At 34.6% G+C, this 20,994-nt stretch carries 15 protein-coding genes; 8 read left to right on the forward strand and 7 right to left on the reverse strand.

The genetic code is table 11. From position 1 onward, the window contains the following. Positions 1-226: 226 nt before the first annotated feature. From ACMDB5_RS13305 to ACMDB5_RS13315, 3 genes are all read left to right on the forward strand, one after another. On the forward strand, positions 227-2,776 hold the full coding sequence (locus ACMDB5_RS13305) for an ATP-dependent Clp protease ATP-binding subunit (protein ID WP_413998745.1): 2,550 nt from the start codon (positions 227-229) through the stop codon (positions 2,774-2,776). Positions 2,777-2,916: 140 nt separating this feature from the next. Further along, positions 2,917-4,287, forward strand: coding sequence for a 30S ribosomal protein S6--L-glutamate ligase (gene rimK / locus ACMDB5_RS13310; protein WP_413998746.1), 1,371 nt, complete (start codon positions 2,917-2,919; stop codon positions 4,285-4,287). Positions 4,288-4,303: 16 nt separating this feature from the next. Next, positions 4,304-4,813: a DUF421 domain-containing protein gene (locus tag ACMDB5_RS13315; RefSeq protein WP_413998747.1), complete on the forward strand. Its 510-nt coding sequence runs from the start codon at positions 4,304-4,306 to the stop codon at positions 4,811-4,813. A gap of 158 nt (positions 4,814-4,971) precedes the next feature. Here ACMDB5_RS13315 and ACMDB5_RS13320 read toward each other — a convergent pair whose 3' ends face one another. The 3 genes from ACMDB5_RS13320 to hutH are packed head-to-tail and all read right to left on the reverse strand — an operon-like array spanning position 4,972 to position 8,556. Beyond that, positions 4,972-6,318, reverse strand: a complete 1,347-nt coding sequence (locus ACMDB5_RS13320) for an inorganic phosphate transporter (RefSeq protein WP_413998748.1) — start codon at positions 6,316-6,318, stop codon at positions 4,972-4,974. A gap of 30 nt (positions 6,319-6,348) precedes the next feature. Continuing rightward, on the reverse strand, positions 6,349-6,993 hold the full coding sequence (locus ACMDB5_RS13325) for a DUF47 domain-containing protein (RefSeq protein WP_072937988.1): 645 nt from the start codon (positions 6,991-6,993) through the stop codon (positions 6,349-6,351). Between the two features lie 48 nt (positions 6,994-7,041). Then, a complete protein-coding gene (hutH, locus tag ACMDB5_RS13330) occupies positions 7,042-8,556 on the reverse strand; it encodes a histidine ammonia-lyase (RefSeq protein WP_413998749.1) in 1,515 nt (504 codons plus the stop codon). Between the two features lie 678 nt (positions 8,557-9,234). On the opposite strand from hutH, the gene thrA reads away from it, so the two are divergent. The 4 genes from thrA (at position 9,235) to ACMDB5_RS13350 (ending at position 15,948) form a co-directional block, all read left to right on the forward strand. Next, complete coding sequence (gene thrA / locus ACMDB5_RS13335) at positions 9,235-11,682, forward strand: bifunctional aspartate kinase/homoserine dehydrogenase I (protein WP_413998750.1); 2,448 nt, start codon at positions 9,235-9,237, stop codon at positions 11,680-11,682. A gap of 95 nt (positions 11,683-11,777) precedes the next feature. Continuing rightward, positions 11,778-12,698, forward strand: a complete 921-nt coding sequence (locus ACMDB5_RS13340) for a homoserine kinase (RefSeq protein ID WP_413998751.1) — start codon at positions 11,778-11,780, stop codon at positions 12,696-12,698. Positions 12,699-12,751: 53 nt separating this feature from the next. Continuing rightward, positions 12,752-14,041, forward strand: a complete 1,290-nt coding sequence (gene thrC / locus ACMDB5_RS13345; protein WP_413998752.1) for a threonine synthase — start codon at positions 12,752-12,754, stop codon at positions 14,039-14,041. A 482-nt stretch (positions 14,042-14,523) separates the two neighbouring features. After that, positions 14,524-15,948, forward strand: coding sequence for a hypothetical protein (locus ACMDB5_RS13350; protein WP_413998753.1), 1,425 nt, complete (start codon positions 14,524-14,526; stop codon positions 15,946-15,948). 84 nt (positions 15,949-16,032) lie between these two features. Here ACMDB5_RS13350 and ACMDB5_RS13355 read toward each other — a convergent pair whose 3' ends face one another. The 3 genes from ACMDB5_RS13355 to ACMDB5_RS13365 all read right to left on the reverse strand — a co-directional run bounded on the left by ACMDB5_RS13355 (position 16,033) and on the right by ACMDB5_RS13365 (position 18,307). Then, positions 16,033-16,941, reverse strand: coding sequence for an SH3 domain-containing protein (locus ACMDB5_RS13355; protein ID WP_413998754.1), 909 nt, complete (start codon positions 16,939-16,941; stop codon positions 16,033-16,035). Positions 16,942-17,151: 210 nt separating this feature from the next. After that, positions 17,152-17,535, reverse strand: coding sequence for a DUF3037 domain-containing protein (locus ACMDB5_RS13360; protein ID WP_413998755.1), 384 nt, complete (start codon positions 17,533-17,535; stop codon positions 17,152-17,154). Beyond that, on the reverse strand, positions 17,513-18,307 hold the full coding sequence (locus tag ACMDB5_RS13365) for a HipA family kinase (protein ID WP_413998756.1): 795 nt from the start codon (positions 18,305-18,307) through the stop codon (positions 17,513-17,515). Before ACMDB5_RS13365 ends, ACMDB5_RS13360 begins: the two co-directional genes overlap by 23 nt. Positions 18,308-18,595: 288 nt before the next feature. Here ACMDB5_RS13365 and ACMDB5_RS13370 point away from each other — a divergent pair, with 288 nt between their 5' ends. After that, the gene (locus ACMDB5_RS13370) at positions 18,596-19,948 is read left to right on the forward strand and encodes a TlpA family protein disulfide reductase (protein WP_413998757.1); all 1,353 of its coding nucleotides are present in this window, start codon (positions 18,596-18,598) and stop codon (positions 19,946-19,948) included. 29 nt (positions 19,949-19,977) lie between these two features. Here ACMDB5_RS13370 and ACMDB5_RS13375 read toward each other — a convergent pair whose 3' ends face one another. Next, a complete protein-coding gene (locus tag ACMDB5_RS13375) occupies positions 19,978-20,826 on the reverse strand; it encodes an NAD(P)H-hydrate dehydratase (protein ID WP_413998758.1) in 849 nt (282 codons plus the stop codon). Between the last annotated feature and the right edge of the window lie 168 nt (positions 20,827-20,994).

The following is a 20,994-nucleotide window of genomic DNA, read 5'->3' on the forward strand; positions in this document are numbered from 1 at the left end:
TTTCAAAACGTGCCAATATACGCCTTTTAGAAATTCTTAAAGGCATTTTTACTTAATAATTTCAATGATTTATTAACAAATTAATATCGCTTTTTGTTTAATAAATTAAGACTGTTTTTACGTTATTCTATTCTTTTTTTTGTCTCTTAGCTGACATGATTTCACTAAGGAATGGTTTTTGTTTTTAATTCCTGAAATCACTAAATTTACATATACCAAATATATTATGGATGATAATTTTTCACCTAGAGTAAAAGACGTTATTACCTATAGCAAAGAAGAAGCTTTGCGATTGGGTCATGACTTTATAGGAACCGAGCATCTAATGCTGGGTATTCTTAGAGATGGTAATGGTAAGGCAATACAAATATTAAACAACTTGTCAGTTGATTTAGATCATTTACGCAAAAAAGTAGAAATCTTAAGCCCCGCAAGCCCTAGCATAGATACCAATATAGAAAAGAAAAACCTACACCTGACACGTCAGGCAGAGCGCGCATTGAAAACTACTTTTTTAGAGGCAAAAGTTTTTCAAAGTTCCTCAATTAGCACCGCACATTTATTGCTGTGCATTTTAAGAAATGAAAACGATCCAACAACCAAGCTACTAAATAAATTGAAAATTGATTATGATGTAGCCAAAGAACAATATTTAAATATGACTCCAAACGAAGATGATTTTTTAGAGAATTTGCCCAAAGCGAGTGACTCATATAACGACGATTTAGGACAAGATGACAGTCTAAAAGAAGGAAACTTCAACAATCCAGCCAATAAATCAAACAAGAAGTCAAAAACGCCGGTTTTAGATAATTTCGGAAGGGATTTAACCGAAATGGCCGAAGAAGGAAAATTAGACCCTGTTGTAGGACGTGAAAAAGAAATTGAACGCGTTTGTCAAATTTTGAGCCGACGCAAAAAGAACAACCCACTACTTATTGGTGAACCCGGAGTAGGTAAATCGGCTATTGCCGAAGGTCTAGCTTTACGCATCATACAAAAGAAAGTTTCCCGAATCCTATTCAACAAACGCGTCGTAACTTTAGATTTAGCCAGCCTTGTTGCCGGAACTAAATACCGAGGACAGTTTGAAGAGCGAATGAAAGCAGTGATGAATGAATTGGAAAAAAATGACGACATCATTCTTTTCATCGATGAAATTCACACCATTGTTGGCGCTGGTGGAGCTACAGGCTCATTAGACGCATCCAACATGTTCAAACCAGCTTTGGCAAGAGGAGAAATTCAATGCATCGGAGCAACAACCCTAGACGAGTACAGACAATACATCGAGAAAGATGGCGCTTTAGAAAGACGTTTTCAAAAAATAATTGTTGAACCAACTTCGGTTCAAGAAACTATTACCATTTTGAACAATATTAAAAACAAATACGAAGACCATCACAACGTTACTTATTCGCCGGAAGCAATTGAAGCCTGCGTTAAGTTAACGGATCGATATATGTCGGAAAGATTCTTGCCAGACAAGGCTATTGATGCTTTGGACGAGGCTGGTTCGCGTGTTCACATCACCAATATTGAAGTTCCAAAAAAGATACTCGATTTAGAACGTCAATTAGAAGACATTCGAGAATTGAAAAATGTGGTTGTCAAAAAACAAAAATACGAAGAGGCAGCCAAGCTTCGCGATGATGAGAAACGCATCGAAAAAGACCTTGCTATTGCTCAAGAACAATGGGAAGAAGATGCTAAAAACAACCGTATTGAAGTTACAGAAGACAATGTTGCCGATGTAGTTTCGATGATGACAGGAATACCGGTGAATCGTATTGCTCAAACCGAAAGCAATAAATTGGCCAAATTACCAGAGCTAATCGAAAGCAAGGTTATTGGACAAAAAGAAGCGGTTTTAAAAATTGCCCGTGCCATACAAAGAAATCGCGCCGGATTGAAAGACCCAAACCGACCAATAGGATCGTTTATCTTTCTTGGTCAAACAGGAGTTGGAAAAACACAATTAGCCAAAGTGCTAGCTAAAGAATTATTTGATTCTGAGGATGCATTGATCCGAATTGACATGAGCGAATACATGGAAAAATTTGCCATTTCACGTTTAGTTGGAGCGCCTCCAGGATATGTTGGCTACGAAGAAGGCGGACAATTGACCGAAAAAGTGCGCAGAAAACCGTATTGTGTTGTTTTATTAGATGAAATCGAAAAAGCACATCCAGACGTATTCAATATGCTATTGCAAGTATTGGATGATGGATTCCTAACAGATAGTCTAGGTCGAAAAATCGATTTCAAAAACACAATAATTATCATGACTTCTAATGTTGGAGCCAGACAATTAAAAGATTTTGGACAAGGCGTTGGATTTGGCACAGCTGCCAAGGTAGCTCAAGCGGGTGATAACTCTAAAAGCATTATTGAAAACGCTTTAAAGAAAACCTTTGCTCCTGAGTTTTTAAATCGAATTGACGATGTAATTGTATTCAATACATTAGAAAAACACGATATCGATTTGATTATCGAGATTGAATTGAAAAAATTATATGCCAGAATAGCTGATTTAGGATACAACCTAAGTCTTTCGGACAAAGCCAAGGCATTTATTGCCGACAAAGGATTTGACAGGCAATTTGGCGCAAGACCATTAAAAAGAGCCATTCAGAAATATGTAGAAGATGCACTTGCAGAAGAAATTATCACTTCAAAAATCACATCTGGCGACGAAATTTTCATGGATATTGAAGAAGGTGCTCAAGAATTAACCATAAAAATCAATAAAGCTATAGAACCGACTAATCAATAGATAATCAAATCCATAGCAATTCATTAAGCCCGTTACGTTTTTATAACTTAACGGGCTTATTCTTTATACAAATTCAACATATTTTTGAAAACAAATATTTACATTTGGTTTTTAAAAAATAGACTAAACAAAATCAATATATGTCTCAAAACAAAGTTATACTAGGCAGCGAAGAATGGTGTTCATTTCCTGAATTAGGGATCCCAACGATTAAAGCCCGTGTCGATTCAGGGGCCAAGACTTCTGCTTTACACGCCATAAACATAGCTCCGTTTATCAAAAACGATGCAAATTGGGTAAAATTTGACATCAACCCTATTCAGAATAACTTAAAGACAGTAATTCATTGTGAAGCTCCTTTAATAGACAAAAGAATTGTAAAAAGCTCTAGCGGTTTTAGAGAACAACGTTATGTTATACAAACCTCTTTGATGATTGGAGACTCAAATTGGCCTATCGAGATGACGCTGACCAATCGAGATTCTATGGGTTTCAGAATGCTTTTAGGTCGAGAAGCCATGAGCGGAAGGGTTCTTGTTGATCCCGAACAAAAATATCTTTTAGGTCAACCCACAAACGACAGCTTGAAAGAACTGTATAAAAACTCCGAAAAAGCGAGTTCAGGTCTTCGTATTGGTGTTTTAGCGAGTAACCCCGAATTGTACAGCAACAAACGAATTATGGAAGCTGGCGAAATGCGCGGTCATGAAATGCATTTCTTAAACATCAAAGAATGCTATATGAAACTGGATGCCAAAACACCCGAAATTCATTATAGAGGTGGAATAATTTTAAATCAATTTGACGCTATTATTCCAAGGATAAGACCAAGTATTACTTTTTATGGCTGCGCCTTGACAAGACAGTTTGAAGCATTGAAAGTTTATTGCCTGAATTCAGCATCAGCCATCACACAATCGCGCGATAAATTATTTTCCTTACAATTACTACTTAATAGCGGAATAGGAATACCAACAACCGGTTTTGCCAATTCACCTTTGGATACAAACGATTTAATAAAAATGGTTGGAGGATCACCGTTAATCGTAAAATTACTCGAAGGAACCCAAGGTAAAGGCGTTGTATTAGCCGAAACAAAAAAAGCTGCAGAAAGTGTTATCAATGCTTTTAAAAGCTTAAATGCTAATATATTAGTTCAAGAATTCATCAAAGAAGCTAACGGAAAAGACATTCGTTGTTTTGTAATAGACGGCAAAGTAGTTGCTTCTATACAACGAGAGGCCATGCCTGGAGAATTTAGAGCTAATATCCACCTTGGCGGAACAGCCTCGGTAATAAAAGCTACCAGCGAAGAAAAACGCATTGCTATAAAAGCAGCCAAAGCCATGGATTTGAAAGTAGCCGGTGTCGACATCATTCGTTCATCTAAAGGGCCTTTGTTATTAGAAGTAAATTCTTCTCCTGGATTAGAAGGAATTGAAGGCGCAACTAACAAAGATATTGCCGGTGAAATGATTAGAGCCATCGAAAAGAACTTTAAATTGAAATAATTAAATTCCAAAAGCTATGAATACTTATTTCGATATCATACTCAGAAGTATATCCGTTTATTTTTTTATGATTATCGCTTTAAGAGTTTTTGGAAAAAAAGAATTATCACAACTCAATACTGCCGATGTCATCTTAATATTATTGATTAGCAATGCCGTTCAAAACGCTATGGTAGGAAGTAACACCAGTCTCCTTGGAGGGTTGGCGGCGGCTGCAGTACTTTTTTTTATCAATTTTCTTTTAAAAAAATTAATGTACAAGTACCCTAAATTTAATAATTACATCCAAGAAAAACCAGAAATCTTAATTCATAATGGAACTTTGGACTTCAAATCCTTGAGCAAATTAAACATCACTTCTGACGAATTAAAAGAAGCGATGCGCGAACATGGTGTAGAAAATTTCGTTGATGTAAAATTAGCCATATTAGAGATTGATGGTAATATCAGCATTATTTCTGGCGAAAATAATCTCAAACAAACGCAATATAAAAGAAGACTCAGACGCAAGAAGATTATAACTTAATTTTGTTTTATCTGAATAAAATTTAGGCTCAAAACACATTCAAAAAAAGCGCTTAAAAATTCAAAAGTCTAAACTTGAATTCTAAGCCTTAACCCATTAAAAAAACCATCCAAATTTTACAACTTGGATGGTTTTTTTAATTTTAAAAACTTTATTATCTAAAAGAACAAGCTAAGAAAATAATAAATTAAAGCCGCTAAAATAGCCGAAATAGGAATTGTTAACACCCAAGCCCATAAAAGACTTACCGTAACACCCCAACGTACCGCAGAGACTCTTTTTGTTAATCCCACACCGATAATAGAACCGGTAATAGTATGTGTTGTACTTACAGGTACTCTGAAATGTTCTGTAAAATATAAGGTTAATGCTCCTGCAGTTTCTGCCGCAACACCTTCAAAAGAACTCACTTTTGTAATTTTAGAGCCCATTGTTTTTACAATTTTCCATCCTCCACTCAAAGTTCCTGCAGCAATTGCAGAATAACAAGCTAACGGAATCCATTCTGGCATTCTGAAATCACCATCTTCATTTGGAAGCACAACATCCAACCAATGCGGAAGACTTTCTTGAGCAATTCCACTAGTATGGATGTAAACAGTAACGGCTGCCGCTATAATCCCCATTACTTTTTGAGAATCATTTCCACCGTGACCTAAACTAAAGGCAGCAGAAGACAACAGCTGCATCTTTTTTAACCAAGATGCCGATTGGTGTAAGTTTAAACTACTAAATAGCAAACAAAAACTACTGATTGACAAAATAATGAAAGCAACCAAAAACCATTTTATATTGTGTGATTCAAAAACAACACTCCAAAAATGGGAATCAAAACGTGGTTTCTTAATTTGATCATAATAAATCATCTGACTTTCAACAAACCAGATCGTTAACAACATCAAAGCTGCTGTAAATATCTTAGGATAAATACTTTTCTTAGAAGCACTAAGAAGCCAGATTGAAATCAAATAAGACATTAAAGCCCCTAATAAAGGTGCCAAAACGATAAAAGCAACGATGACCATTACTCCCGAAGGAAAACCACCGTCTTTTCCGGCAGTGTACCAATTCACCGTATCGTACCAATAGGCTTTGTGTATTTCTGCACCTTCAACAATTGTATATTCAAAAAAACCATGGACTGCAATGGCATGAGCAATGGCCGCACCAGCAAAACCACCAATTAAAGTATGAGAAGAACTCGAAGGAATTCCCTGCCACCAGGTAAATAAATTCCAAATAATGGCTGCTATAACTCCGGCGAGAATAACCACCAGATTAATTTCGAGCGTATTAGCTGTTTTAGCAACAGTGTCTGCAACTCCAAAACCAAAAACCCAATAGGCTAAGAAATTAAAGAAAGCTGCCCAAACTACAGCCTGAAAAGGAGATAGGACTTTTGTGGCAACAACGGTAGCTATCGCATTGGCTGCATCATGAAAACCGTTGATGTAATCAAACACAAGAGCCAGAAAAATAATAACTATAAGTAAAGTAAATTCCATAAATGTAATTTCAGAAAGTAACTGATTAAATTAAGAATGCTTTACAGCAATTGATTCTAAAACACCTGCCACACTTTTACACTTATCTGTTGCTGTTTCTAAAACAGACAATACTTCCTTGTATTTAATTATATTTTTTGCGTCAGTTTCATTTTCAAAAATTTCAAACACTGCTTTATTGTAAACATTATCTGATTTATTCTCTAACTTGCTGATTCTCGCACAAGCTTCAGTAATATTCTTGATGTTTTTAAAGTTTTTCAATTCTTTCACCGCAGCATCAATATTCTGACAAGCTTCAAGATTTATTTCTGTCAATTTTCTAATTGATTTGGTAATCTTATCCACTTGATACAATCTCATTCTGCTTGCTGCACCTTGAAGGTTATCGGCAACATTGTCAATTGATGTAATCAAAGAGTGTATGTCTTCTCTATCAAATGGAGTGATGAAGTTTCTACTTAACTCTAAATTAGTTTGACGCGTAATATCCTCACCTCTTTGTTCTAATTTGTCTATTTTTTGAAAAAGAACTTCTCTTTCTTTTAAAGGCAAATTAACCGCTTCGTGCAAGTTTGAAGCTAATTCAATCAAGTTAGTGGAAGCTTCTTCGAAAAGCGGGAAAAACTTCTTGTCTTTTGGAACTAAAAATTGGAAAATACTATTTAATGACATTTTATTTATTTTTTGGGGACAAATTTAATTCTTTATTTTAAGATAATGTTAAGCCAATGTTAACAAATCTTCTTCGATCTGAAAACTATTTAAAAAAGAAACTGTTTTTTCGATGTCATAATGCAAAATTCTATCCTCTGTAACCAACGGAACTTCCTCACGATAAGAGCTCAAAAACATCTCAATAAAATCACTTGAATGCAATGGTCTTCTATATTGAATTGCTTGTGAAGCATTCATTAACTCAATGGCTAAAATACGTTCCAGATTATCCATTACGCGTAATGCTTTTGTCGCTCCATTAGCGCCCATACTTACATGATCTTCCTGCCCGTTACTAGAAACTATACTATCTATACTTGACGGAGTGGCCAATTGTTTGTTTTGACTGGCAATACTCGCCGCGGTATATTGCGGAATCATGAAGCCTGAATTCAACCCTGGATTATCTACTAAAAATGCAGGAAGATTGCGCAATCCTGATATCAATTGATAGGTTCTGCGCTCTGAAATACTTCCTAATTCTGCCAAGGCAATGGCCATAAAATCCAGTGCTAATGCCAAAGGCTGGCCATGGAAATTCCCCCCAGAAATGATCTCGTCACTTTCAATAAATATATTTGGATTATCGGTAACCGAATTAATTTCAGTTTTAAAAACTTTTCTTACGTAATCTATCGCGTCTTTTGAAGCACCATGAACTTGCGGCACACAACGGAAAGAATAGGGATCCTGAACATGCGTTTTTTCTTGTTCAATAATTTCACTTCCTTCTAAGAATCCTTTGATCCGATTAGCGGTTACAATTTGTCCTTTGTGAGGACGAATAAAGTGAATAAGCTCATGAAAAGGTTCAATACGACCATCAAATCCTTCCAATGAGATTGTCGCAATTAAATCGGCCAAATACGAAAACTTATTCGCCTTCATTAAAATATGAGCTCCATAAGCGCTCATAAATTGCGTTCCGTTCAATAAAGCCAAACCTTCTTTGGACTGTAATACTATAGGCTCCCAATTAAAATGCCTCAATACTTCCGAAGAATGTACTTTTTTGCCTTCAAAATAAACCTCGCCTTCACCCAACAATGGCAATGATAAATGAGCCAATGGAGCTAAATCTCCAGAAGCACCAAGCGATCCCTGTGTGTAAACAACAGGCAGAATATCATTATTATAAAAAGCGACCAAACGCTCTACTGTTTCTAATTGCACTCCAGAATGTCCATAGCTCAAAGATTGAATTTTGAGCAATAGCATTAATTTTACAATTTCATTAGGAACCTCTTCACCGGTCCCGCAAGAATGTGATTTAACTAAATTCTCTTGTAGTTTTGATAAGTTCTCATTGGATATTTTAACATTACAAAGTGATCCAAAACCAGTATTTATCCCATAAATAGGTTCAGAATGCGAAGCCATTTTTTTATCCAAAAAATCCCTGCATTTTTGAATATTTACCTTGGCTTCTTCGGATAATTCCAATAATTTGTGTTGCGAAATAATTTCTTGTACTATTTCTAAGGAAAGTACAGCCGTACTTATATAATGTATGTTATCCATTAGGTATTGAATTTAAAAAGCCAAAATTCAATAAATCAATATTAAAAAGCAACATATATTAATGATAATTTAAAATTATAGCTAAAAGGCATCAATTTAACAAATCTTACATAATTAATCCCTTAATAATATCATTTTACCATCATATAATTATGATTTGCCTCCTTATAATTTTTAGAACAGTAATTTTCAATAAACAAAATATTATTTAATAGCCAAACATCTTGTTAATCAAACCGAAAGTGGAAAAAACATCCGATTAAAATTACAAAAAAATGCCGCAAAACACTTTTATAAGCTTTCCGATTTAAACAAAAAATAATGATAGTACCAATAAAAAGCGCCTAAATTGTGAAATAATCAGTACGAAACAAATTCGACAATCCTTTTTAAAATATTCGCAAAAAAAAAACAGATACTCTCTTTACGTTTACAAAAAAAGCGTACATTTGAGAAATCATAATGGCAAGTAACAGAACAACATATCATTCTTCGATAACAACTCAAACTTGGGTTGCGGCTTCTGCTATTTCTACAATTACTACAACAACTACTACTACCCCTTAGGGGTATACATTCTACATATAAACCTATTATTTATATTTTTCTTTTTTTTAGAAAGAAAAGAATCAAACATATAAATAGCTCAACTTTTTTTTCAAAATAAAAACAAATAGAATGAAAGCATTAAAATTTGGAGGAACTTCGGTTGCCAATGCGCAAAATATAAAACTAGTCTTAAATATAGTTCTTAATCAAGCCAAACAAGACAAATTAGTTGTAGTTGTATCTGCTCTTAGTAAAGTAACCGACTTACTTCAATTAGCAGCCATAAAAGCAGCTGAAAAGGATGAAAGTTATAAGGAAATTGTTTCCGAAATCGAAAAAAAGCATCTCGACACACTAAAAGAACTGATTCCTGTAAGCGAGCAAAGCGGCTTATTAAGCCATGTTAAACGAATCATCAATCATCTCGAAACCTTATTGGACGGCTGTTTCCTTTTAGGAGAATTGTCACGTAGAACTTCGGACACTATTTTAAGTTTTGGCGAATTATTGTCTTCTTATATCATTGCAGAGGCAGTGAAACAAAATTTTAAAAACAGTAGCTATAAAGACAGTCGCGAATTGATAAAAACAAATAATAATTTCGGAAAAGCACTTGTCAATTTTGAAGTTACAAATCAACTCATCACTGATTTTTTTGCGTCTAATGAAAGTCAAGTTGTCGTGATACCCGGCTTTATTGCGTCCTCTCTAGACGGAATCACAACTACCTTAGGTCGTGGAGGCTCCGATTATACAGCCGCGATAATCGCAGCAGCATTGGATGCATCCGATTTAGAAATCTGGACCGACGTAAACGGAATGTATACCGCCAACCCAAAAATAGTAAAACAAGCACAGCCAATTGCTTCTATTTCTTATCAGGAAGCGATGGAGTTGTCGCATTTTGGCGCCAAAGTATTGTTCCCTCCTACTATTCAGCCGGTTTTGAAAAAAAACATTCCTATACATATCAAAAACACTTTTGAACCGGAAGCCAGCGGCACCTGCATTTCAAATAGCGGAATACATAATTCCAATCCAATAAAAGGAATTAGCCATATCGATAATATCACTTTGATTACGCTTGAAGGTCCCGGTATGATTGGAGTAACAGGATCATCAAAAAGACTTTTTGAGGTATTGTCTCAAGAAAACATCAATGTTATTTTTATTACCCAAGCCTCTTCTGAGCATTCCATCTGTATTGGGATTCTAAATACCGATGCCGATGTTGCCGAAAACGCCATCAACAAAGCTTTTGAAATTGAGATTTTACAAAACAAAATAGATTCTTGTATTGTAGAAAAAAACCTCTGTATTACTGCACTCGTGGGAGAAAACATGAAAAACCATCAAGGTTTGAGTGGCAAAATGTTCAGTACTTTAGGAAAAAACAATGTCAACATTCGTGCAATTGCCCAAGGCGCCTCCGAAAGAAATATATCGGTCGTGATCAATGAAAGAGACGTAAAAAAGGCTCTGAATACGCTTCACGAGCGTTTTTTTGAGGACAACACCAAACAATTGAACCTGTTTGTAATGGGAGTTGGAAACGTGGGGGAGAAATTCATAGAACAAATAAATCAGCAAAAAAAATTCCTGAAAGACAACTTAAAAATAAACCTGCGCGTTATTGCTTTGTCTAATTCGAGAAAAATGCATTTTGATGAAGACGGAATCGACTTAAAATCATGGCAATCTGTTTTAGGAAATAGCAAGGAAGCCAACAAAGAACTATTTATCGAAAAGGTAAAAGAACTCAATTTACGCAACAGTATTTTTGTAGATATTACTGCCAATGAAACTGTTTCTGAAACCTACGAACACTATTTAAGAGAAAATGTAGCCGTGGTTACTTGTAACAAAATTGCCTGTTCCTCCGCTTATGACAATTATAAAAACCTTAAAAATTTATCCCGAAAATTCAATGCACCTTTTCTTTTTGAAACCAATGTTGGCGCTGGATTACCTATTATTGATACCGTAAAAAACTTAGTGGCTTCTGGAGATAAAGTCAATAAAATACAGGCGGTTTTATCAGGAAGTCTGAACTTTATCTTTAATAATTTTGACAAAAATAATCCTTTCCACGAGGTTGTAAAAGAAGCCGGAGTACAAGGTTTTACTGAACCCGACCCTAAGATCGATTTGAGCGGAATTGACGTTGCCCGAAAAATTTTAATCTTAATTCGTGAGAGTGGCTATCAAATGGAAATAGAAGAAATTGCCAATGAATCCTTTATGCCTACTGCCTGTTTAGAAACGAATTCCAATGAAACTTTTTTTGAATCATTAATGGATCATTCAGCTCATTTTGAAGAGATTCATGCCGAAGCGCTTCGCAAAGAATCCCGACTGAAATATGTAGCCCAATTTGAAAACGGAAAAGCAAGCGTTGGTTTACAATTTATCCCAAAAGACCATCCTTTTTACAATTTGGAAGGAAAAGACAATATTGTTTTATTCTATACCGATCGCTATGTCGATCAACCTTTATTGATAAAAGGAGCCGGTGCAGGAGCAGCAGTTACAGCATCCGGAATTTTTGCCGATGTAATTAGAATTGGAAATATATAAATAAATTATATCATAAAGTCAAAAGTATATAAAGTCATAAAGTATCCATTCTTTCGACTTTCAACTTTCAACTTTAAGACTTTAAGACTACATAAATGAACGAAATAAAAATATTTTGCCCCGCCACAATCGCCAATTTATCCTGCGGATTTGATGTTCTAGGACTTTGTCTGGACAATGTAGGCGATGAAATGATTATCCGAAAATCAGCTACGAAAGGAATTCGCATCACTAAAATAGTTGGTGCCGATTTGCCACTGGAAACCGAAAAAAATGTTGCTGGCGTAGCCGGATTGGCTTTACTGGATGCCGTGGAAACCGATTTTGGCTTTGATATTGAAATACGCAAACACATCAAAGCTGGAAGCGGTATCGGGAGTAGTGCCGCCAGTGCCGCCGGAGCGGTTTTTGGAATTAATGCTCTATTAGGAAATCCTTTTGAAATAAAAGATTTGGTGCAATTTGCCATGCAAGGAGAAAAATTAGCTTGCGGAAATGCTCATGCCGACAATGTCGCTCCTGCTTTATTAGGCGGTTTTACCTTGGTAAGAAGTTACAATCCATTGGATATTATAAAAATAGAAAGCCCATCAGAATTGTACGCAACCGTAGTTCATCCACAAATTGAGTTGAAAACATCGGATGCGCGCTCTGTACTGAAACAAAATATTTCTCTAAAAAGTGCCATCGTACAATGGGGAAATGTTGGCGGATTGATTGCCGGTCTATACACCAAAGACTACGACTTAATCGGTCGCTCATTGCATGATGAGATTGTAGAACCAATTCGGAGTGTTTTGATTCCCGGTTTTGATTTAATCAAACAAGCCGCTTTAGAAAATGGGGCTTTGGGATCAGGAATATCGGGATCGGGACCTTCTATTTTTGCTTTAAGCAAAGGAAAAGATACTGCAGAAAATATCGCCAAAGCCATGAGCTCTGTCTATCAAGAAATGAATCTACCTTACGAAATTCATGTTTCAAAAGTAAATTCAAAAGGAATTAAAATTATATAAGAATTATGAATTTCTAAATCATATTTCAAATATCAAAAATCGTAAATATCAAAATGAAATATTACAGTTTAAACCATAATGCACCCAAGGTTTCTTTCGAAGAAGCCGTAATACAAGGATTAGCAACCGATAAAGGTTTGTATTTTCCGGAAACAATTAGCCCTTTAACTCCAGATTTTTTTGAAACTATCGAAAATTTGAGCAACGAAGAAATTGCCTTTGAAGCCATCAAACAATTTGTGGGCAATGAAATTCCAGAAGCTACACTTAAAAAAATCATTGCCGAAACCTTATGTTTTGATTTCCCGCTTGTCGAAGTCGAAAAAGGGATTTATTCCCTTGAATTATTTCACGGTCCTACAATGGCATTCAAAGACGTTGGAGCGCGCTTCATGTCGCGTTGTTTGGCGTATTTTAACAAGGATAAAAAAAACAATACAAACACTGTACTTGTAGCCACATCCGGAGATACAGGCGGCGCCGTTGCCAGCGGTTTCTTAGGTGTAGAAGGCGTTGAAGTGGTGATTCTTTATCCTTCGGGGAAAGTGAGCGATATCCAAGAGAAACAACTAACGACTTTAGGACAAAATATAAAAGCATTGGAAATAGATGGCGTTTTTGATGATTGTCAGGATATGGTCAAAAAAGCGTTTCTGGACGAAAATCTGAAACACAAAAACCTGACTTCGGCAAATTCTATTAATATTGCGCGTTGGCTGCCGCAAATGTTCTATTTTTTCTTTGCCTACAAAGCATTGAAAAAATACAATAAAGAATTAATTTTCTCTTGCCCGAGCGGGAATTTTGGAAATATCTGCGCCGGAATCATGGCAAAAAAATTGGGCCTACCCCTACTTCATTTTGTCGCTTCGACTAATGTGAATGATACGGTTCCTCGTTTTCTGGCAAGCGGAATTTATGATCCAAGACCATCCAAAGCAACCATTTCGAACGCAATGGATGTAGGCAATCCGAGTAATTTTATTCGTATTCAGGAAATGTATCACAATGATTTGGAACAATTCAAAAAGGATTTTTCTTCCTATTCTTTTACAGATTCCGAAACGAAAACTGCAATGAAAACCATTCATGATACAAGCGGTTACATTGCTGAACCTCATGGTGCCGTTGGCTACTTGGGATTGAAAAAAGAATTAGAAAATTATCCAAATGCAATTGGTATTTTCTTAGAAACGGCGCATCCTATCAAATTCTTAGATATAGTTGAACCTACTTTGAATGTAAAATTACCAATCCCTCAGCAAATAGAAAGTGTAATGGGCAAAGAAAAAATAAGCACTAAAATTAAAACCTATGAGGAATTGAAAACGTTTTTAGGTTAAAACTAGTTATCTGAAGCAAACAAAAAAGCGACTAAAAACGGATTTTAGTCGCTTTTTTGTTTGCCTAAATCACTCCATTTACAAAGTAAATCGCATCAAAAAAATTCAGTTTTTGAATCCAAAAATAGAAATCTAGTACCGTTTCAGGGCTAAATCCTATATATATGATTATAAATACTTTAAAAAAACAAATCAATAAATTTAACAACAAAAAAATAAATCTCTAGATCAAAAAATATAAATTGATTATCATTTATATTTTACCTACTTTTGCAAAAAAATTAAGGTGTTTATATTCAGGTCTTGTACGAATAAAAAAAAACAACTTGTCCCCACAAAAAAACAAAACAATAAGTATTAATAAGCTATTTGAATCTTTACAAAAAAGAAAATCAAAAAGGTTCTTACTGCTTCAAAAAAACTACCTGATAAAGTAGCTTCCCATATCAACATAATTTATTAAAAGAAGGAGAAAAAAATTTATGACGAATCATAGCATGAATGATGTTAGTTTTGAAATTGAATTATTGGACAAACATAAAGAGTATATCAATCAATATCAGTCAAATGATTTTTATTGGGGAGTTGGTATCGAAAATGAATGTTATTTAGAGTTTGAAAAACACCGAACGGTGGATAAAGATTTTTTGCTAACTAAAGGTCTGCATGAAAAGTATAGCGTCAATCATTTTAAAAATTACAAGGAAAACGTATTCGAAAATTCGTTACAGAAAATCTTAACGGATAAAGAATATCAGATTCCTGTATTAATGAATTCGCATTCGTTTACAAAAACTGATGTAAACAATGAACATGAAACTTTGGATTTTATAGATAAGGAACCAAATCCAGCATATTCAGGGGAAAGCATATTCGATAAATTACAAAAAAAAAATAGCTATTTCGTAGATGAACTTCAAAAAAAATTCATTTTTGATGGTGATACTATTGAATTTGTAACTCAAGATTTCTATAAAAAAGATGTTGATTCTGTAATCGCAGAGCTAGCAAACATTAAGCAAGAGTTTTCAACAAACTTGCAGCGTGGAATGGAAAAGGAAAGTATATTTTCGCAGTTTGGTAAAATAAAAATCTGTTCCGAAAACCATCCTTTTGCCATATTTGTTTCAAACAATGATAATTATTCTGTTTTTAACAACATGACTTATCATTTTAATCTAACCATTCCAACAGAGTTAAACACCGAAGGTGAAATTAAAGACAAATTAGATTTTATAAAAAAACATCAGCGAACTATACGCTTATTTCAATGGTTGAGTCCATTGTTTATGATCAAATTTGGCTCTTCTGATTATTTATCGCATCATGACGATAATGTCAATTTAACCAAAGCATCTCAACGATGCGCCATGTCTAGATACATCGGTATTGGCACTTATGATACTAATGTGATGAAAACTGGAAAAATTGTCCAGATGAATTTTGATGAGCATCCAATGCATGAAAATCCATTGTGGTGGGTGAATCGTTATTCTAAAATATCAGATTACGAAAGAATTGAAAAAATTGGACTTGACGTAAACTTCCACAAGCACAAAAATCATGGTATTGAGTTCCGAATGTTTGATTATTTTAATGAAAAACACCTACAGGAGGTTTTGAATTTCCTGGTTTTTATTATGGATCATGCCGTATTAAACGAAATCGAAAACCCGATTTGCAATTTAGAATGGAATAACTTTGTCTATGAATCTATTATAAATGGTAAAGAAACCTTTGTACCAGCAAACTTTATCGCTCTTTTAGAAAATATATTGGCCATTAAAATAGAATCGAATGATCCTATGCTAATCTACAATCAAGTATATGAGAGCTTACACGCCAAATATTACGAAAGTGGTTTTTGCAGCTCTTTGCTAATTAAAAAAAGTGCTGTAGTCGTATAAACCTAATTGTGGTTTTTAAAATATCCTATAAATAGAAAAGACTTCTTGTAGATAAACAATCTTCAAGAAGTCTTTTTTATTTATCTAATCATGATAATAAAAGATGGCTGAGGAATATCCTTTTTCTGGATCCTTATTGTTCCACCAATCCTTTCTGATTTCAGAAAAATAATTATAATTATTCATCCCCGCTTGAGACTGCAACGGATAAATAACTTTACCATCTACTCTATAGGCTTTTTCGGTTTCGGTTTCGGGAACTACCACAACAACATGTCCCGATTTATTTAATATAAATCGTTTGGCGCAGATAATCCCTACTCCGCCATTTGCATTTACTTTTTCCTGCAATTCATCAACATTATCGATTTTTTTCCATCCAAAAGCATTAGCCGATTTTTCAAACCAGTCATAAATATAATTAGAATAAAAAGGTCTTACCGTATCTTCAAAAATCACTGGTACTTCATTTCCTTTTTTAAGCTCCTCGATTGCTTTATCGGTCCATCTTAGTCTGGGAATATAAACCTTGGCAAAAAAACAAAAATCAAACGTATAAATATTACAATAAGTATCTGCTTCATCTTTCTGATACCTGAAGCTTTTTGAAACATCGAGCGTATCGATTATTTTTGCTATTGACGCTCGTTTTGACTCAGCACTTGTCAAATCCCTAAAAGGAATCGAAGGATTACCAATTGGCTTATACGTTTCTTCTTTATTATCAAGACTTCCTTTTAAACCTGGTTCAAAATTGGGCACTTCTAAATCTGAAATTTCATCAGTGCTTTCGTCAACAGGTTCTATATCTTTAGAAAAGACAAATCCTTCTTTTTCCGTATTTAAAAGCTTTACTTTCCACCAATCCGATGCTGTTTTCTCTATTAATTTAACTGTATGTCTAAAAGGTATTTTTGCTAAAATTGTAGAATTATCATTCGTCGACGGAAAATCTCTGAGATTTAATGACGAGCTTGCTACTCTATATTTCATAATAATTTAATCTATTAAAAATAATTCAACGGCAAAATACTAAAAACAGCCAACAAAGCGTCATACAAAACCAATATTTTATGACATTTTTATCAAAAAAAATGAATCCCAGAAAATCAAAAATCATAAACATATTTACATAACTACATCAATACAAACCTGTTAAACCTACTTATAAATCTTGTTTTCAAAGACTTAGCTAAACAAAAATTACAAAACTAGTTCTTCAAACAAACGTTGAGTCGTTTTTTCTAAATCATCACACAATCCCGGATGCGGTCTTGAGGTTTGAATTGCCGAACTTCTTAAAGCGGTTAACCAACGAAAACGTTCTGGCATTTCAAATTGCGCAATGGGTCCGCCATTTTTAACTCCATGACCTATTTTCTGGAACGATTCCAAATTTAATTGCAGCTGTTCCAAATCTAATTCGCTTGAAAACAATTGTATTTTTGATCCATCAATAGTATAAAGTACCTTTATAAACTTTGCTTTTTTACAAAAAAGAACAATTCCTACATTGAGGAATTCTTCGCGTTCTACCCTAGGCACAACGCGTATTACCGCATATTCATATAAGTGTTTCTCTTGCATTTTGTGCTTCATTTATAAAAATTTCGGAATAGGTCAAACGCGTTAATAAAAATTGAAGATAAACTTCACGTATAGCCTCAGGGCTTTCGTCAGTTTCCTGCCATTCTAACCATTCCAAAGGAATGAGATTCACTATAGACTGCAATTTATCTGGCGTTAAAATGGACTTGAAAAGCGTATCTGCTTCTTGCAACATCGAAGCTTGAGGCAACAACACATGGTCTTTTATAAGAGCAAATGGACTTCTGGCATGTTTTTCCCAATTAGACCAAGAATGATGAAAATAAAGACAAGCACCATGGTCTATCAGCCATAATTCCTTATGCCAAACCAACATATTCGTATTCCTAAAAGTTCGATCCACATTAGTTATAAAAGCGTCCAACCAAACTATTTGCGAAGCCAATTTTGCATCAACAACCGTTACCACTGGATCATAATTAATGGCTCCCGATAAAAAATGCAATGCCAAATTAAGTCCCTGACTCCCTTGTAATAAATCTTGAATTTCTTCGTCGGCCTCTGTTCGTCCAAAAGCTTCATCGAGATTAGCATAGACCAACTCGGGAATTTGCAATTTTAAAACTCGGGCAATTTCGCCACCTATCAATTCGGCAATTAAGGCTTTTACGCCATGACCGGCTCCCTTAAATTTAAGGACATATTTAAAATCATCATCGGCTTCTGCCAATGCCGGCAACGAACCGCCTTCTCGCAAAGGGCTAATATAACGCGTGACGTTTACAGTTCTTAGATGGGGGTTATTTTCCATAATCTAATTTTAATGGCACATTTTACGCCATTACAAACTTACAAATAACTGCGTTGGATTTTATAGCTCGTGCCGCTATTTCTGACAATTTTCCAAAGTCAAATAGGCTTTTCCAATATTCGAAATAATATCCGAAGCAATAAAAGACTGATAGCCTGTTTCAGGCAAAGCGATATCAATCTTTAAATTATGAAACTAAACATCAATATTTTATTTTTATTTCTAAAAAATAAATACTAATTTTTATAGGAATTGTTTTATATTTGAGTAACCCTAAAATAACCCGCTATGAAAAAAACTCTCTATTTATTGCTAATTTTAGTTTTAGCCTCATTCACAACTTCAAATGAGTTAATAACAATTTCGGGAAAAATTACAAATACCGAAAAAGGGATAATTAGCATTAAAGGTGAATCATTTGAGAAAGAAATCAAATTAAAAGCTGACGGGAGTTTTTCAGCAAACTTAACTATCCAATATGATGGAATTTACACCCTTGAAACTACCCAAAACAGTAATCCTATATATCTATCAAAAGGAACAAAACTAACAATTATTGCTGATGATAACGCTTTTAACCGCAGCTTAAAATATACCGGCAAAGGAAGTATCGAAAATCAATACTTGGCTGAAAAATCAAATATAACTACTCAAATTCCAGATTATGATCTTTATAAATTGGACGAAAATATTTTTTTAAAAAAACTCAAAGAAATCAAAAATTCAGTAATTACTTTATATGGCAAAACAAAATTTACTGATAATAATTTCAAAGAAAAAGAAGCCAGAAATATCCATTATTTAGAACAGAAACATTTATTTATTTACAAAGAAAATCATTCTATTTACGCTGGATTGGATGGATTTAAAGTTTCTGAAACATTCCCTAAAATTGACGAAACAATTGACCTAGATAATAATTCTGACTATTTATTTTCAAGTGAATACAAGGTAATAGTATTTTCCAAATTCTATAAAAACATAAAAGGGGACAGCACTAGTTGGTTCATTACAGCGAAGAATGCAATTCCAGAAATCAAAGCTCTCAAAAGTCAAAACATAAAAAATCGTCTAATTAAAAACTCAATAGCAGATATCAGTATGGATAATCCGAATTACGAAAAAACATACAATGAATTTTCTGCTATTGTAACAGATCCAAAATTAAAAGAAATACTCACTCAAAATTACAAAGCAACCAATGCATTAAAACCTGGTAATCCATCTCCAAAATTTGATTATGAAAATCAAAAAGGAGGAAAAACTTCTTTGGAGAGTCTAAAAGGAAAATACATTTATATAGATCTTTGGGCGACTTGGTGTGGGCCATGCATTCAGGAAATTCCATTTCTTAAAAAAGTGGAAGAACAATATAAAGACAAAAACATCGAGTTTGTAAGTATCTCGATAGATTCAAAAAAAGATCAAGAAAAATGGTCAAAATTTGTTAAAGAAAAACAATTGAGCGGGATTCAATTATTAGCAGAAAATGAATGGGATTCAACCTTCATCAAAGATTATGCTGTCCAAGGAGTCCCAACCTTTATCCTTATTGATCCAGACGGAAATATTATTAGTGCTCGTGCACCCTGGCCATCTGACACAAAACTGATTGATCTATTCAACAGTTTACAACTATAATTCCTAAAGCCCTTTTTTAAGGGCTTTTTTTATACTTCAATACTCAAAAAAGCTTTACCGATATTCGAAATAATATCCGAAGCAATAAAAGACTGATACCCTGTTTCGGGTAAAGCGATATCGGCAGTCAATCCGTGAAGATAAACGCCCAAAATCGCGGCTTGGATTGGCTCGTAAGATTGCGCCAATAAACTGCAAATCATTCCTGTCAGTACATCGCCACTTCCCGCCGTGGCTAATGCCGCATTACCTGAAGTGTTTTCATAAATCGTTTCGCCGTCAATAATATGCGTTGGTGCGCCTTTCATCACCACAATCAAGTCATATTGTTTAGAAAAAGCTTTCGTTTTCTCAAATTTTTCTTCGTCCGAATTCCACTTCCCTATCAATCTTTCCAATTCTTTGGGATGTGGCGTAATAATAGTTTTGGGGGCTAATAAAGAAAGCCAAGATTTATTTAGAGATAAAATATTTAAGGCATCGGCATCTGTAACCAAAGGTATTCTATTGGTTTTTAGAAATTCATGAAATGCATTTTGGGTTACTAATCCCTGCCCTAGACCGGGTCCAATTGCGATGGCTTGCGGTTTGATTTCGAATATTATATCCGAGATGAAATTTTCTGCAACATCCGTCAAAACCATCGCTTCCGGAATGGAGATTTGAACAATTTCATAACCGCATTTTGGAACAAAAGCAGTCACTAATCCACAGCCGGTTTTGAGACATGCTTTGGAAGCCAGCACCGCTGCCCCCATTTTCCCATAACTTCCCGCAATAATTAATGCATGCCCTTGAATGCCTTTGTGTGTATGTTTGTCAATCGGTTTGTAGCGTTTAAGGATTTCTTTTCTGTCAATATAAATCAGATTCGTCATGGAATTTTGTTTGTATAAAATTACGACATTAAATGAAAACCAACCGATCTAGTAAACAAAATCAGCCTATTTAATAAGAATATCGATTCGTTTAACTAAATCAAAATCCATCATCATTTCTTACAAATATGCGCCGGCTTTTTTGTCGTTCCTTTAAAAAACAATACT

Origin of the sequence: Flavobacterium sp. W1B (assembly GCF_047344965.1) — a bacterium.
Taxonomy (GTDB): Bacteria; Bacteroidota; Bacteroidia; order Flavobacteriales; family Flavobacteriaceae; genus Flavobacterium.

Coding starts and splice junctions, on each gene's coding strand:
- ACMDB5_RS13305 (WP_413998745.1), top strand. CDS start 227: ATGGATGATAATTTTTCACCTAGAGTAAAAGACGTTATTACCTATAGC.
- rimK (WP_413998746.1), top strand. CDS start 2,917: ATGTCTCAAAACAAAGTTATACTAGGCAGCGAAGAATGGTGTTCATTT.
- ACMDB5_RS13315 (WP_413998747.1), top strand. CDS start 4,304: ATGAATACTTATTTCGATATCATACTCAGAAGTATATCCGTTTATTTT.
- ACMDB5_RS13320 (WP_413998748.1), bottom strand. CDS start 6,318: ATGGAATTTACTTTACTTATAGTTATTATTTTTCTGGCTCTTGTGTTT.
- ACMDB5_RS13325 (WP_072937988.1), bottom strand. CDS start 6,993: ATGTCATTAAATAGTATTTTCCAATTTTTAGTTCCAAAAGACAAGAAG.
- hutH (WP_413998749.1), bottom strand. CDS start 8,556: ATGGATAACATACATTATATAAGTACGGCTGTACTTTCCTTAGAAATA.
- thrA (WP_413998750.1), top strand. CDS start 9,235: ATGAAAGCATTAAAATTTGGAGGAACTTCGGTTGCCAATGCGCAAAAT.
- ACMDB5_RS13340 (WP_413998751.1), top strand. CDS start 11,778: ATGAACGAAATAAAAATATTTTGCCCCGCCACAATCGCCAATTTATCC.
- thrC (WP_413998752.1), top strand. CDS start 12,752: ATGAAATATTACAGTTTAAACCATAATGCACCCAAGGTTTCTTTCGAA.
- ACMDB5_RS13350 (WP_413998753.1), top strand. CDS start 14,524: ATGACGAATCATAGCATGAATGATGTTAGTTTTGAAATTGAATTATTG.
- ACMDB5_RS13355 (WP_413998754.1), bottom strand. CDS start 16,941: ATGAAATATAGAGTAGCAAGCTCGTCATTAAATCTCAGAGATTTTCCG.
- ACMDB5_RS13360 (WP_413998755.1), bottom strand. CDS start 17,535: ATGCAAGAGAAACACTTATATGAATATGCGGTAATACGCGTTGTGCCT.
- ACMDB5_RS13365 (WP_413998756.1), bottom strand. CDS start 18,307: ATGGAAAATAACCCCCATCTAAGAACTGTAAACGTCACGCGTTATATT.
- ACMDB5_RS13370 (WP_413998757.1), top strand. CDS start 18,596: ATGAAAAAAACTCTCTATTTATTGCTAATTTTAGTTTTAGCCTCATTC.
- ACMDB5_RS13375 (WP_413998758.1), bottom strand. CDS start 20,826: ATGACGAATCTGATTTATATTGACAGAAAAGAAATCCTTAAACGCTAC.